Here is a 13875-nt window from a genome sequence, read left to right on the forward strand (position 1 = left end):
GACGCGCTCATGCCGGCAGCATGCGGCGCAAAACAGGCACATTCCAACACGGGGAGCGCGCTGTCGCGGGGAACGCCTATGCGCATTCTGATCGTCGACGATCATCCCATTGTCGCGTCCGGCTGCCGTGCCGTGCTGGCCGACGAGGGCGAGATCGAGATTTTGGAGGCCGCCGACGCCGAAGACGGCGAGTGCGTCTTCATTGTCGAACGTCCCGACCTCTGCATCATCGACATCAACCTGCCGACCGTCTCCGGATTCGAGCTCGCGCGCCGCATTCTCGAGCGCACGCCCGAGGCCCGCATCATCATGTTCAGCATGAATGACGATCCTGCTTTCGCCGCGCGGGCGATCGAGTGCGGCGCCAAGGGCTATGTCTCCAAGACCGGCGATCCTGACGATCTCGTCGAGGCGATCCGCGCCGTCGGCGGCGGCGGCACGTACCTTCCGACCGCGATCGCGCGCAGCATCGCCTTTGCGGGGCCGACGCTGGCGCAAAGCCCGCTGTCGAAGCTGAATGCGCGCGAGATGGAGATCCTGCGGCTGCTCAGCGCCGGCAAGAGCCTGTCGGAGATCGCCTGGCTGGTGCAATCGTCCTACAAGACGGTTGCCAATACCTCGTCCATCATGCGCCAGAAGCTCGGGGTGAAAACCTCCGTCGAGCTGGTACGGCTGGCGATCGACAGCGGCGTCGCCTGACGACGCCACAAATTTCGGTCACACAAGCGTTGCAATGTTGATGTGGTGAGATGCCACGGAGTTTCAGGCATGACGATCCAGACCGTCTCGACGAATAAATCCTATGGCGGTGTGCAGGGCGTCTATCGCCATGCAAGCCAGGCGACCGGAACCGACATGGTGTTCTCGGTCTACGTTCCGCCGCACGCGAACGACACCAAACTACCCGTGGTCTGGTACCTCTCCGGGCTCACCTGCACGCATGCCAACGTCACGGAGAAGGGCGAATTCCGCAAAGCCTGCGCCGAGCTCGGCCTGATCTTCGTCGCGCCGGACACCTCACCGCGCGGGCCGGACGTGCCGGGTGATGCCAACAACGCCTATGATTTCGGCTTAGGGGCCGGCTTCTATGTCGACGCGACGCAAGAGCCGTTCGCGCGCAACTATCGGATGTGGAGCTATGTCACCGACGAGTTGCCCAAGCTGATCGCGGAAAACTTTCCGGCCGACGTCAAGCGGCAATCGGTGATGGGTCACTCGATGGGCGGCCATGGTGCGCTGACGGTTGCGCTGCGCAACCCACACCGGTTTCGCGCGGCAAGCGCGTTTGCGCCAATCGTGGCGCCTTCGCAGGTGCCCTGGGGCATCAAGGCCTTGACCGGCTATCTCGGGCCGAACAGGGATTCCTGGCGCAACCACGATACGGTGGCGCTGATCGAGGACGGTGCGAAATTTTCGGGCTTCCTGGTCGACTATGGCGATGCCGACAATTTCTTGAAGGAGCAGCTCAAGCCGGAGCTGCTGCAGGAGGCCTGCACCAAGACCAACATCCCGCTGACGCTGCGCCGGCAGGTGGGCTACGACCACAGCTATTACTTCATCTCGACCTTCATGGGCGATCATCTGCACTGGCATGCGGCAAGATTGACGGCGTGATCTCTGCGCGCCGCACGCGCACGCTGCCTCCTTCTTGTGGGAGAAGGTGGCGCGCGCATCGACGCCCCTCACTCGCCTCGCCGCTGCGCGGCGAGCCACCTCCCGCAAGGGAAGTGGGTGCACAGCGGCGCTCGCGGAGAGAAGACCCTACTCCGGCCTCCCGTAGTTGCGCGCCAGCAGGCGGTTGCGGATCAGATAGCTCATCGTGCGCGACCAGGATTCGTCGGTGTTGCCGCGCATGTCGGCGCTGGCGACGGTGATCATGTTGCCGGTCTTCACGTCGCGCAAATAGATGTTGAGATTGATGATCAGGTTCGAGACCTTCTGCACCAGGCCAGTGATCTCCAGGTCGGCGCCGAGCTGTCCGGCGAGCTTGAGGTCGCAGCCGCCGCAGGCCTGCAGATTCGCGTGACGGGCGGCATCCCGAACCGGCGCGATGTCGAGCATCTGGAACTTGCCTGAATCTGCCAGTTCCTTGCGCAGCTGCTCGCTGATGCGCTCGAGCCGCGCCTGCTCGGGCTTCGAGCCGTAGAACTCGCCGGGCAGGCTGGTGTCGATCAGCTCGAAATCGAACACCGCCAGTTTCGGCGGATCTGCGAGCGCGACCGAGCCCGACAACAGCAAAGCCGAGAAACAGATCAGTGCTCGCATAATCGTGATTCCCGGTCTCGCGCGCGCGAGGACGAAATGCGGGGTTGCAAGGCGGGCCAAATCGGTCATGCTTGAAGCAGAAACAATTCTCCACCGGCGGTCAAGCCGGGGAGAACGCCTGGAGGAAACATGATCCGATGGTTGGTCGGCCTGATCGGCTGGAGTCTTGCCGCAACGAGCGCGCTCGCGGCCGACCCCGCCACGATCGGCGTCGGCTATCTCGGCATCGCCGGCACCAGATCGACGCTGTCGCTGGTCGAGCAGCCCGCCGGGAATGACGGCGTTGCCGGCGCGCGCCTCGCCATCGAAGACAACAACACCACCGGGAAATTCCTCAACCAGCGCTTTGCGCTGGAGGAGCGCCGCATCAAGGAAGGCGAGGACGTTGTGCAGGCGGCGTCCGCGCTCGCCGAGAGGAACGGCTTCATCGTCGCCGACCTGCCGGCCGATGCGCTGCTAAAGGTCTCGGACACCTTACGCGACCGCGGCACGCTGCTGTTCAACGTCGGCGCCATCGACGAACGGCTGCGCGAGGCCGATTGCCGCGCCAACGTCATCCATACCGCCCCGACCCGGGCAATGCTCGCCGACGCGCTCGGGCAATACCTGGTGTGGAAGCAGTGGAAGCGCTGGCTGCTCGTGGTCGGCTCCCATGACGAGGACAAGCTGTTCGCCGATGCGCTCCGGCGCACCGCCACGCGGTTCGGCGCCAAGATCGTGCAGGAGCGCACCTTCGAAGACAAAGGCGGCGCACGCCGTACCGATAGCGGCGTGACGCTGATCCAGCGCCAGATGCCTGTCTTCACTCAGCAGGCGCCGGCCTATGACGTGCTGGTCGCCGCCGACGAGAGCGAGGTGTTCGGCGCCTATTTGCCCTATCGCACCTGGGATCCGCGGCCCGTCGCGGGCTCGGCCGGGCTGGTGCCGCGCAGCTGGGACGCCGCGCAGGACCAGTGGGGTGCGATCCAGATGCAGAACCGCTTCTTCAAGCTGAATTCGCGGCGCATGACCGCGCTCGACATGCAGGCCTGGACCGCGGTGCGCATGATCGGCGAAGCCACCTCGCGCACCAATTCCGGCGACGTCAAGAAGGTGACCGATTTCATCAAGGCCCCGGATTTCTCGGTCGCCGCGTTCAAGGGCACGCGGCTCACCTTGCGCGACTGGAACTTGCAGTTGCGCCAGCCGATCCTGCTGGTCGATGGTCGCATGGTGGTGTCGGTGTCGCCGCAGGAGGGATTCCTGCACCAGGTCTCCGAGCTCGACACGCTCGGCTACGATCGTCCGGAGAGCAAATGCAAGCTGAAGTGAGCGAAGTGATGCGACGGAGCCTCCGCAGAGATGGTGCGCTCCCTCTCCCGCGTGCGGGAGAGGGTTGGGGAGAGGGTCTCTCCGCTCGCGAGAACCCCCAAGAGGAGAGAGCCCTCTCCCGTATCGCATCTTTCGATGCGATACGACCTCCCCCGCAAGCGGGGGAGGTGAAGACCGCCCGCGGACGGAGATCGCACCTGCTAAGAGCAGCGTTGCTGATGGTTCTGGCGACCGCCACCGCGCCCGCACACGCGTTCATCGCCTATGTCTCGAACGAGAAGAGCAACACAGTGTCGGTGATCGACACCGACAGCTGGACCGTGACCAAGACCATCAAGGTCGGCCAGCGCCCGCGTGGCATCGATTTCACGCGCGACGGCAAATTCGTGATGGTCGCGGTCGGCGACGACGACACCATCCAGGTGATCGACGCCAAGACGCAAAGCGTGGTGGACAGCCTGCCCTCCGGGCCCGATCCCGAGCTGTTCGCGCAGGATGCCGCCGGCAAGACCCTCTATGTCGCCAATGAGAACGACAACACGGTGACCGTGATCGATCTCGAGAAGCGCGCACGCCTCGGCGACATCCAGGTCGGCGTCGAGCCCGAGGGCATGACCATCAGCCCCGACGGCAAGACGCTGATCAACACGTCCGAGACGACCAACATGGCGCACTTCATCGACACCGCCTCGCGGCAGATCGTCGCCAACGTGCTGGTCGACGCCCGGCCGCGCTTCGCCGAGTTCAAGCATGACAGTTCGGAAGTGTGGGTATCCTCGGAGATCGGCGGGACCGTGTCGATCATCGATCCCAAAAGGCACGAGGTGATCGGCAAGGTCACCTTCGAGATCCCGGGCCTGCGGAAAGAGGCGATCCAGCCCGTCGGCATCGGCATGACCAAGGACGACAAGACCGCCTTCATCGCGCTCGGCCCCGCCAATCGCATCGCCGTGGTCGATGTCGCCTCGCGCAAGGTGACGAAATACCTGCTCGTCGGGCAGCGCGTCTGGCACGTGGCGTTCACGCCGGACGAAAAGTACCTGCTCACCACCAATGGCGTGTCGAACGACGTCTCGGTCATCGACGTCGCCGCGCAAAAGGTGATCAAGACCATTCAGGTGGGCGAACTGCCCTGGGGCGTCACGATCGCACCATGACCAGCCCTGCCCCGATCGCCGAACCACACGACGACGCACCAAGGCCTTATCCCGCCGCCGTGCCGGCGCTGGCGATCGACGGCGTCAGCCACGCCTATGGGCCGCGCCGCGCGCTGATGGACGTCTCCTTCAATGTCCAGCCCGCGAGCTTCACTGCGCTGCTTGGGCTGAACGGCGCTGGCAAGAGCACGCTGTTCTCGCTCGTCACGCGCCTGTTCGGCATCCAGTCCGGCCGTGTCGCCATCTTCGGTCATGACATCAGCAAGAGCCCCGGCGAGGCGCTGCGGCTGTTAGGGGTCGTGTTCCAGCCGCGTACGCTCGATCTCGATTTGTCGCTGACGCAGAACCTGCTCTATCACGCCGCCCTGCACGGCATCAGCCGCCGCGAGGCCGCCGCGCGCAGCGCCGAGCTGCTCGGCCGCATCGGGCTCGAAGAGCGCGCCGGCAGCAAGGTCCGCGATCTCTCCGGCGGCCAGATGCGGCGGCTGGAGATCGCGCGGGCGCTGCTGCACCGGCCGCGGCTGCTGTTGCTGGACGAGCCTACGGTCGGCCTGGACGTCAAGGCGCGCGCCGACATCATCAGCCATGTCCGCCAGCTCGTGACCGAGCAGGGCATCGGCGTGCTCTGGGCCACGCACCTGTTCGACGAGATCAATCCCGGCGACGATCTCGTGGTGCTGCACCAGGGCAAGGTGCTGGCGAAGGGGCCGATGAGCCGCGTCATCGCGGAGGCCGGCGCGCAGGACGTCAACACCGCCTTCATGCGCCTGACCGGCGCGCAAGTGATGCCGGGAGGCGGCGCATGAGCAGCATCACCACGCGTGACACCCCGCGCGGCTTCTCGGTCCAGGAGTACCTGACCTGCCTCACCGGCATCGTCTGGCGCGAGGGGCTGCGCTTCCTGCATCAGCGCGAGCGCTTCGTCTCGGCGCTGGTGCGCCCGCTGGTGTGGCTGTTCATCTTCGCCGCCGGCTTCCGCCAGGTGCTCGGCATCTCCATCATCCCGCCCTACGAGACCTACATCCTCTACGAGGTCTATATCGCGCCTGGGCTGATGGCGATGATCCAGCTCTTCAACGGCATGCAATCCTCGCTCTCGATGGTCTATGACCGCGAGATGGGCAACATGCGCACGCTCCTGGTGAGCCCGCTGCCGCGCGGATTCCTGTTGTTCTGCAAGCTGCTCGCAGGCACCGCGGTGTCGCTGCTCCAGGTCTACGCATTCCTGCTGATCGCCTGGCTCTGGGACATCACCCCGCCGCCCTGGGGCTACCTTACCGTGCTGCCGGCGCTGATCCTGTCCGGGCTGATGCTGGGCTCGCTCGGCATGCTGATCTCCTCGGGCATCAAGCAGCTGGAGAACTTCGCCGGCGTGATGAACTTCGTGATCTTCCCGATGTTCTTCGCCTCCTCCGCGCTCTACCCGCTCTGGCGGGTGCAGGAGGGCAGCCCTTATCTGTACTATCTCTGCGAGGCCAATCCGTTCACCCATGCGGTCGAGCTGATCCGCTTCGCGCTGTACGGGCAGATCAACTGGATCTCGCTGGCGGTGGTGGCAAGCTGCACAATCGCCTTCATGGTCGGAGCGATTTTGGCCTATGATCCCTCGCGCGGGCTGGCGCGACGCGGGCCTGCGGGAGGCGAAGGATGAAGGTCTGGCTCCTGGCTGCCCTGGTGATCGCGCTGTCCGGCACGACCGCGCGCGCGGCCGATCCGCGCTATCCGGACTGGCCCTGTACCCAAGCCAAGGTGCCGGAGATCTCGCTGGCCGCCGTGTGGGCCGGTCCGCCGCTCGACGATGTCCAGAACAAATGGAAGGACGACGCCAAGGTCAGCGCGCTGGTCGCAAAATTGGCGGCGCGCAAGACGCCGCTGGACGAGGCCGAGAAATCGGTGAAGGAGTTTCTGGCCGCCTCCGGTTCCGACAAGACGGCGAATGCGAAGCTGCTATTTGCCGGTCTGTTCGACACGCTCAATGCTCAGCGCTCGCAGGTCATGAACGGGCTCGAACGCGTCAGCCGGAAGCAGCGCGAGGCCGCCGACAAGATTCGCGAGGAAACGCTCCAACTCCACACCCTGCAAGGCGCGACACCCCGCGACGAGGCCAAGGTCGAGGCGCTCAGCAACGAGCTGATCTGGAAGACCCGTATCTTCGAGGACCGCACCAAGGTGGTGCGCTTCGTCTGCGAGGTTCCAACCACGATCGACCAGCGCCTGTTCGCGCTCGGCCGCGTGATCCAGCAGGAAATGGAATAGCGGCAGCCTCGCTGACGGCTTTCGCGCAAGTTCCGCAATCGTTAACCTTTTCCCGAGCTATCTGCCGGAACCAAATCGATCCAGGATGCCTTGTCGAAGTGAACCCCATACCTTGGGAGGCCTCGATGGGAACAACGAAATTCATCTTCGCGGGCGCTGCGGCCCTTAGCTTGCTCACATCCAGCGCATTTGCCGAAGACATGACCGGAACGATCACGCGGATCGACCGTCTCAACGGCACGATCTCGATCCAACAGATGCAGAAGGGTACGGTCGGCGCCAGCGCTGGCAGCGCCGGCGCGCTCCAGGAGTACAAAACCAAGGATGCCGCGATGCTGGATGCCGTTCATGCCGGCGACAGGGTGAACTATACGGCCACCGAGACGAACGGCACCGGCACGCTGACGAAGCTGCAGAAACAGAAGTAACAGCACTGCGCTTGACCTCTCTCCGCTTGCGGAGAGAGGAAGCGTATCTTCGCCTGATCATTGTTGCTCGGGTCGCGGCTCCGGCTGCGCGTCATCGGTCGGAAGCTTCGCGCGCTCCCAGCCGTCGGTGCCGTCGGGGTACCAGGCTACGCTGGTGTAGCCGTAAGCCAGCGCACGCTTGGCGGCGTTCCAGGACATCCAGCAATCGGCGAGGCAATAGATCACGAGCAATGCGGCCTTGTTGCCGCGCGAGGCGCGCGCGAGGCCGCGCTGGAGATAGTCATCCATGGCGGGCGGCAGCGTGCCGTAGCCGGTGTCAGGCAGCCAGATGCTGCCCGGAATGTTCCTGCGCGGCGCATCGCGCCACACCGTGCCCTCGGGAAGGTTCTTCGGCTTCGGCGGCCGCGGCAGGACGTCGACGAAGGTGCCGCTGTTCGCGCGCCAGACCGCCTCCGCCTCCTCGGTCGTCAGCACGCGCGCGCCGGCAAGCGTCGCCGGCACCGGCGCGCGATAATTGTCGGTGCGATAGCCTTCGGGCTCGAACGGCTCTTGCTGCTGCGCCAACGCCGGTGCCACGAGCAGAGCAACGACGATCACAGCGGCAAGCGGCCGTCTCATGGCGTTTTCTTGGCCGCCTCCGCGCCGAGCGGCCGGTCGCTCTCGTCCAGCAGCGGTACGCCGAAATCGAGCAGGATCTTGTTGATCTCGCCCTGGTTCTCCTGGATCACCTTGTTGAGCTGCCGCTTCCAGTTCTGGTCGGCAGGGCGCACGCCCATGCCGATGCGATAGACCAGCTTCGGCCCGGTGGTTTCCTTCACGAGCGGCGTGACATGGAGCGAAGAGCCGGCCTTCTTCGCATAGTAGCCGGCCATCGGTCCCCACAACACGCCGGCGTCGATCTTGCCGGCGGCGAGGTCATCGATCATCGCTTTCGCCGAATTGTCGAAGCGCGTGTCGATCATCAGCGGATAGGGCTTTGCATCGCCCATCAGGCCGGCCAGCGCCATGTTGGTCGCCGGCGGCGTGCCGGCGACGATGCCGACATGCTTGCCCTTCAACCTGGGGTCCTCGAGCGTGTCGACGTCCTCGAGCCCGCTGCCATCCTTCGCGACCAGCGCATAGCTCGTGCGGTAGTAGGGATTGGTGCCCTGCACAAGGTCGTCACCTTGCGGGAAGCCCATGATGACGTCGCAGCGATGCGCACCCAGCGTCATCCGCACGAAACCGGTGGCCTGCGGAAAGAAGACGTAGTCGAGCTTCTTCTGGAGCTTGTCCGCAAGAAATTCGGCGAGCTTGTTCTCAAAGCCCTCGCCCTTCTCGTTGGAGAACGGCAGATTGCGCGGATCGGCGCAGACGCGCAGCACCCTGGGATCGACCAGTTCGAATGAGAGATCGCCGCTGTCCTTGGTCTGCGCGACGGCGACATCGCCGAACGCACAGGATGCGACCACGACCCATAGTGAAAACAACCAGCGACGATGTCGTCCGGCCTCCGTCATCGCGCTTCCTCCTCGTTTTGGTTGGATGTTATCCATGCAACGCATGATGCGCCACGTATGCCAACTTTGTGCTGGGTGCTGGCTTGCTTTGTGCAGTGCAATGAAACCCCTTTGAACTGAGGCAGAAAAGTGTCTCGCATCGCTCTGATGATCGCAGCCTTGTCCCTGCTCCGGGCAACGCTAGCATGTGCCTGGGCCGCCGAATTGCCTGTGAGCGAAGTCGCACCGGGAATCTTCATACACTCCGGGACTATCGCCCTGATGACCCGCGAGAACGAAGGTGACATCGCCAATGTCGGCTTCATCGTCGGCGATGAGGCCGTGGCCGTGATCGACACCGGCGGCAGCCTTCGCGAAGGCGAGGCGCTGCTGGCCGCCGTGCGAGCCCGCACGCCCAAGCCGATCCGTTATGTCATCAACACCCACGGCCATCCCGATCATGTCTTCGGCAACGCCGCCTTTGTTGCGGATGGGGCGAGCTTCGTCGGCCATAGCAGGCTGCCGCAGGCGCTCGCGACGCGTGGGCCGTTCTACCTCGACAATTTCCGTCGCATCATGGGCGGCGAGCTGATCGATCCCGTCAAGATCATTGCCCCTACCCTGCTCGTGACCGACACGATGACCCTCGATCTCGGGTCGCGCCGCCTGAGCTTGCGTGCCTGGCCGGCCGGACACAGCGACAGCGACTTGATCGTGTACGACGAGACGACAAGGACTCTGTTTGCTGGCGACCTGGTCTTTCTCCGCCACATTCCGGTCATGGACGGCAGCATCCGCGGCTGGCTCGACACCTTGAAGCGGCTTGAGACCATCCCGGCGCTCCGCGTCGTTCCCGGTCACGGCCCCGTGAGCGACTGGCCTGCGGCGCTGATCGATGAACGGCGCTACCTGTCAACGCTGCTGTCCGACGTCCGCACGTTGAACAAAAACGGCGAGCCGATCCGAGCCGCCGCGGACAAGGCGGCCGCGTCGGAACGGCCGCATTGGCAGCTGTTCGACGATTACAACGCCCGCAACGCAACTGCAGCATTCTCTGAAATTGAATGGGAGTAGCGGGCGCGCTAGGCTGTGCCTAACGATTGTTTCGTCCGCGCGGGATCATGACCATGACGGGATGCACACGCCGCCAGACCCTCACCGCCCTGCTTCTCGGCCTCGCTTTCGCGATGCCGGCGCAGGCGGAAGAGGCCTACGATCCCTGGCCCGGCCTGGTGCAGGACATCTTCAGCAACCGTCCGATGAATGACGGCAGCGCCGTCATCGGCATCGAGATGCCGTATCGCGCCGAGGACGCGGCCATCGTGCCGGTGACCCTGCGCAGCAAGCTGTCGCCCGGCGATGCGCGGCGCATCCGTTCGATCACGCTGGTGATCGACCGCAATCCCGCGCCGATGGCGGCGAAGTTCGAACTCGGGCCGGATGCCAATGTCACGGAGATATCGACGCGCGTGCGCGTCAACAACTACACCGATGTCCACGCGGTCGCCGAGCTCAGCGACGGTCAGCTCTATGTGTCCAAGACTTACGTGAAAGCCTCCGGCGGCTGCTCGGCACCGGCGGGCAAGAACGTCGAGGAAGCCAGGAACCGGCTCGGCCAGATGCGCTATCGCCAGTTCGCACGCGAGGAGGCGCCGTCAAGCCGCGTGCGCGAGGCGCAGGTCATGATCGGCCATCCCAACAATTCCGGGCTGCAGATGGACCAGGTCACGCAGCTCTACATTCCCGCTTTCTTCATCAACCAGCTGAAGCTGACGCAGGACGACAGCCTCGTGCTGTCGATGGAGGGCGGCATCTCGATCTCGGAGGATCCCAATCTGCGCTTCACGTACGTATCCAACGGCGCCAAGCGTTTCCGCGCGGAAGCAAAGGACACCGACGGGCACGTGTTCCGCAGCGAGTGGGATGTGGAGAAGCCGGGAACGTGATAGCGAGCCGTCATTCCGGGGCGGTCCGCAGGACCGAACTCTGGTGCGCAATTGCGCACCTGAGAATCTCGAGATTCCGGGCTCGCGCTTCGCGCGCCCCGGAATGACGGCAGCAAACTAGAAACACCTCACCTCGGCTTCCGCCTGGGCGCGCCTCAAATCGTTCACCGCCGAGTTCGCTTGCTCCGAGGTGCGGAACTGGACGCCGAGATTGCCGCGCACTTGCGACATGCTGAGCGCGGTCTCGGCGGTAACATAGCGCTCGTAGGGTATGATCGAAGCCACCACGTCGATCGAGCAGGAACATTGCTCGATCGCAGCCCGCGTCTCGCCGGTGGCCTTCATGCAGCCATAGACATACTCCGCGCGCGCCGAGGTGGGATAATCATTGGCCCCCTCGGCCCGTGCCACGCACGCGCTCGCAGCCAGCATCACCAATGCGGCGACAATCGGTCGTAGCTGTCCCGCCAGATTCATGCGCATCCTCCCGCTGGTTGCGACCAAGGCTATGCTATGCGTATTGTCCTGAAAAGCATTCCGTCAGAGGAAACGGCTCACAAGGTGATGAGAGCACTGGGTGTGACGAGGGCATTTGGTCGAACATTGGCGCTCGCAATGACGCTGGCGCTGACGCTCGCCGCGCCCGGCCGCGCCGCGGATGCGATCCGCCTTGCGGTGCAGAAAACCGGAACATTCTCCTGGGAGCTGGCCGCAATCCGAGCGAGCGGTCTCGACAAGGAGGCTGGCCTGTCGCTGGAGGTCACCGAGCTCGCGAGCACCGAGGCCGGCAAGATCGCGATGCGCGCCGGCAGCGCCGACATCATCCTGTCGGACTGGCTGTGGGTGTCGCGCGAGCGTGCGCTGGGCGCCAAGCTCACTTTCTATCCCTATTCGAGCGCGTTGGGCGCAGTGATGGTGCCGGCGGCTTCTCCAATCAAGACGCTCGCCGACCTCAAGGGCCGCAAGCTCGCCGTCGCCGGCGGGGCGATCGACAAGAGCTGGCTGCTGCTCCAGGCGCGCATGAAACAGGACGGGATCGACCTGAAGTCGGAGGCAACCATCGCCTATGGCGCCCCGCCCTTGATCGCCGCGAAGGCGCTCGACGGCGAGATGGATGCGAGCCTCAATTTCTGGAATTTCTGTGCCCAGCTCGAAGCCAAGGGCTTTCGCCGCCTCGCCGGCATCGAGGACATCCTGCCGAAGCTCGGCGCCAAGGGTGCTGTCTCCGCCGTCGGCTATGTCTTCGACGAGAGCTGGGCCGCCAGCCATCGGGACGCCGTGGCGCGCTTCATCGCGATGACCCGCAAGGCCAAAGAGCTGCTGGTGACCTCGGATGCGGCCTGGGACAAGGTCGCTCCGCTCACCGGCACCAGCGATCCGGCCGTGCTCAAGACCTACCGCGACCGCTACCGCGACGGCATTCCGCGCCGGAGCATCGACGACGAGGAGAAGGACGCACGCGTGCTCTACCGCGTGCTGGCCGAGATCGGCGGCCGCGATCTCGTTGGCCCTGCGGCCGAGCTCGACCCCGGCACGTTCTATCACGCAGTCCCCGGAGACTGAGGTGCTGCGTCTTCTCTCGTTCGCCCTGTTCCTCGCAATCTGGTGGACCGCCGCGCTGTTCGTCGGTGGCGCGAAGCTGCCCTCCCCGCCGGCCGTGCTCCAGGTCATGATCGCGGAAGCCTCATCCGGCGCGCTGTTCCTGCATCTCGGCGCCACACTGGCACGCGTCACGCTCGCCTTCGTGCTGGCGATGTCGCTCGGCAGCGCGATCGGTTACCTGATGGGCCGGGTGAAGCTCGCCGATCGGCTCGGCGACCCCTGGCTGATCCTGCTGCTCAATTTGCCGGCGCTGGTCGTGATCGTGCTGGCCTATATCTGGGCCGGGCTCACCGAGGCCGCCGCGATCGCGGCGATCGCCATCAACAAGCTGCCGACCGCCATCGTCACCTTGCGCGAGGGCGCGCGCGCGCTCGACCGCTCGCTCGACGAGATGGCGAGCGTGTTCGCGATGCCGCGCTGGCGCGCCTTCCGCCACGTCGTGCTGCCGCAGCTTGCGCCCTATATCGCGGCCTCCGCGCGCTCCGGGCTGTCGCTGGTGTGGAAGATCGTGCTGGTCGCCGAGCTCCTGGGTCGTCCGAACGGCGTCGGCTTCGAGATCGGCGTCGCCTTCCAGCTGTTCGACACGCCGCGGCTGCTGGCCTATTCCCTGACCTTCGCCGCCGTTGTACTCGTCATCGAAACCTTGCTGGTGCAGCCGTTCGAAGCCCGCGCAAACCGGTGGCGGCCCCGTGCGGCTTGAGGTCGAGATCACAGGAAAAACCTTCAGGAGTGCCGCGGGCGGAACGCACGAGGTGCTGGCGCCGGTCCAGTTCGCGCTTCAATCCGGCGAGGTCGGTGTGCTGATCGGGCCGTCCGGCTGCGGCAAGAGCACGATGCTGCGCATCATCCTCGGATTGGACCGCGACTTTGCAGGCCGCATCGCGCGACCGCCGGAGGCGCGGATTGGCATGGTGTTCCAGGAGCCGCGCCTGCTGCCGTGGCGCTCGGTCGAGCAGAATGTACGGCTTGCGGCACCGGAGGTTTCCGACGCAAAGCTGTCGGAGCTGTTCCGGATCCTGGAGCTGGAAGCCCATCGCAGCCACTTTCCCGGCGAATTGTCGCTCGGCCTTGCCCGCCGCGTCGCACTCGCCCGTGCCTTCGCGGTCGAGCCCGATCTCCTGGTGCTCGACGAGCCCCTCGCCTCGCTCGACGATGCGCTCGCCGGCCGTCTACGCGACGAGATCGCAACGCTGGTCGCGAGCCGTCCGATGATGACGCTGCTCGTCACCCACAGTCTCGACGATGCGATCCGGCTCGGCGACCGGCTGTTCCTGTTGTCGCCGCGCCCCGCGCGGATCATGCAGGAGGTGCCGATCGCCATCCCGCGCGCCGCGCGCAGCGAAGCCGAGATTGCGGCGATCAGGACCGAGCTTGGGCGGCGCATCCAAGCGGAGCAAGGCGACGTTCACGCCGGGCGGGATGTCTCATAGGC

At 65.1% G+C, this 13875-nt stretch carries 17 protein-coding genes; 13 read left to right on the forward strand and 4 right to left on the reverse strand.

Going from position 1 to position 13875, the window contains the following annotated elements:
* The first annotated feature begins 78 nt into the window (after window positions 1–78).
* Window positions 79–699 carry a response regulator gene (locus tag ACM42_RS37485; RefSeq protein ID WP_271533462.1) on the forward strand — a complete coding sequence of 207 codons (621 nt, stop codon included), beginning with the start codon at window positions 79–81 and terminating at the stop codon, window positions 697–699.
* Window positions 700–768: 69 nt separating this feature from the next.
* The gene (fghA, locus tag ACM42_RS37490) at window positions 769–1614 is read left to right on the forward strand and encodes an S-formylglutathione hydrolase (RefSeq protein WP_271533463.1); all 846 of its coding nucleotides are present in this window, start codon (window positions 769–771) and stop codon (window positions 1612–1614) included.
* 147 nt (window positions 1615–1761) lie between these two features.
* Here the strand turns inward: fghA and ACM42_RS37495 are convergent, their stop codons facing one another.
* The gene (locus tag ACM42_RS37495) at window positions 1762–2334 is read right to left on the reverse strand and encodes a DUF3280 domain-containing protein (protein WP_271533464.1); all 573 of its coding nucleotides are present in this window, start codon (window positions 2332–2334) and stop codon (window positions 1762–1764) included.
* Window positions 2335–2394: 60 nt separating this feature from the next.
* Here ACM42_RS37495 and ACM42_RS37500 point away from each other — a divergent pair, with 60 nt between their 5' ends.
* From ACM42_RS37500 to ACM42_RS37525, 6 genes are all read left to right on the forward strand, one after another.
* Window positions 2395–3576 carry an ABC transporter substrate-binding protein gene (locus ACM42_RS37500; protein ID WP_271533465.1) on the forward strand — a complete coding sequence of 394 codons (1182 nt, stop codon included), beginning with the start codon at window positions 2395–2397 and terminating at the stop codon, window positions 3574–3576.
* A gap of 218 nt (window positions 3577–3794) precedes the next feature.
* Window positions 3795–4733, forward strand: a complete 939-nt coding sequence (locus tag ACM42_RS37505) for a YVTN family beta-propeller repeat protein (protein WP_271533466.1) — start codon at window positions 3795–3797, stop codon at window positions 4731–4733.
* Window positions 4730–5539, forward strand: a complete 810-nt coding sequence (locus tag ACM42_RS37510) for an ABC transporter ATP-binding protein (protein WP_271533467.1) — start codon at window positions 4730–4732, stop codon at window positions 5537–5539. Before ACM42_RS37505 ends, ACM42_RS37510 begins: the two co-directional genes overlap by 4 nt.
* On the forward strand, window positions 5536–6384 hold the full coding sequence (locus tag ACM42_RS37515) for an ABC transporter permease (protein WP_271533468.1): 849 nt from the start codon (window positions 5536–5538) through the stop codon (window positions 6382–6384). The genes ACM42_RS37510 and ACM42_RS37515 overlap by 4 nt, the downstream gene beginning before the upstream one ends.
* A complete protein-coding gene (locus ACM42_RS37520) occupies window positions 6381–6989 on the forward strand; it encodes a hypothetical protein (protein ID WP_271533469.1) in 609 nt (202 codons plus the stop codon). Before ACM42_RS37515 ends, ACM42_RS37520 begins: the two co-directional genes overlap by 4 nt.
* Window positions 6990–7114: 125 nt before the next feature.
* Window positions 7115–7417, forward strand: a complete 303-nt coding sequence (locus ACM42_RS37525) for a copper-binding protein (protein ID WP_271533470.1) — start codon at window positions 7115–7117, stop codon at window positions 7415–7417.
* Window positions 7418–7474: 57 nt separating this feature from the next.
* Here the strand turns inward: ACM42_RS37525 and ACM42_RS37530 are convergent, their stop codons facing one another.
* On the reverse strand, window positions 7475–8035 hold the full coding sequence (locus ACM42_RS37530; RefSeq protein ID WP_271533471.1) for a PQQ-dependent catabolism-associated CXXCW motif protein: 561 nt from the start codon (window positions 8033–8035) through the stop codon (window positions 7475–7477).
* Window positions 8032–8916 (reverse strand): substrate-binding domain-containing protein, encoded by an 885-nt coding sequence (locus ACM42_RS37535; protein WP_271533472.1) that lies wholly within the window; start codon window positions 8914–8916, stop codon window positions 8032–8034. Before ACM42_RS37535 ends, ACM42_RS37530 begins: the two co-directional genes overlap by 4 nt.
* Before the next feature lie 129 nt (window positions 8917–9045).
* On the opposite strand from ACM42_RS37535, the gene ACM42_RS37540 reads away from it, so the two are divergent.
* The gene (locus tag ACM42_RS37540) at window positions 9046–9969 is read left to right on the forward strand and encodes a quinoprotein relay system zinc metallohydrolase 2 (RefSeq protein ID WP_271533473.1); all 924 of its coding nucleotides are present in this window, start codon (window positions 9046–9048) and stop codon (window positions 9967–9969) included.
* A 53-nt stretch (window positions 9970–10022) separates the two neighbouring features.
* Window positions 10023–10841 (forward strand): quinoprotein dehydrogenase-associated SoxYZ-like carrier, encoded by an 819-nt coding sequence (locus ACM42_RS37545; RefSeq protein WP_271533474.1) that lies wholly within the window; start codon window positions 10023–10025, stop codon window positions 10839–10841.
* 117 nt (window positions 10842–10958) lie between these two features.
* Here the strand turns inward: ACM42_RS37545 and ACM42_RS37550 are convergent, their stop codons facing one another.
* Entirely contained in the window at window positions 10959–11318 is a 360-nt protein-coding gene (locus ACM42_RS37550; protein WP_271533475.1) for a hypothetical protein, read from the reverse strand.
* 138 nt (window positions 11319–11456) lie between these two features.
* Here ACM42_RS37550 and ACM42_RS37555 point away from each other — a divergent pair, with 138 nt between their 5' ends.
* The 3 genes from ACM42_RS37555 to ACM42_RS37565 are packed head-to-tail and all read left to right on the forward strand — an operon-like array spanning window position 11457 to window position 13873.
* Window positions 11457–12404, forward strand: coding sequence for an ABC transporter substrate-binding protein (locus ACM42_RS37555; RefSeq protein ID WP_271533476.1), 948 nt, complete (start codon window positions 11457–11459; stop codon window positions 12402–12404).
* 1 nt (window position 12405) lies between these two features.
* Window positions 12406–13143, forward strand: a complete 738-nt coding sequence (locus tag ACM42_RS37560) for an ABC transporter permease (protein WP_271533477.1) — start codon at window positions 12406–12408, stop codon at window positions 13141–13143.
* A complete protein-coding gene (locus ACM42_RS37565) occupies window positions 13133–13873 on the forward strand; it encodes an ABC transporter ATP-binding protein (RefSeq protein ID WP_271533478.1) in 741 nt (246 codons plus the stop codon). The genes ACM42_RS37560 and ACM42_RS37565 overlap by 11 nt, the downstream gene beginning before the upstream one ends.
* Window positions 13874–13875: the final 2 nt, after the last annotated feature.

The organism is Bradyrhizobium sp. CCBAU 25338, assembly GCF_028128965.1.
GTDB classification, from domain to species: Bacteria; Pseudomonadota; Alphaproteobacteria; order Rhizobiales; family Xanthobacteraceae; genus Bradyrhizobium; species Bradyrhizobium liaoningense.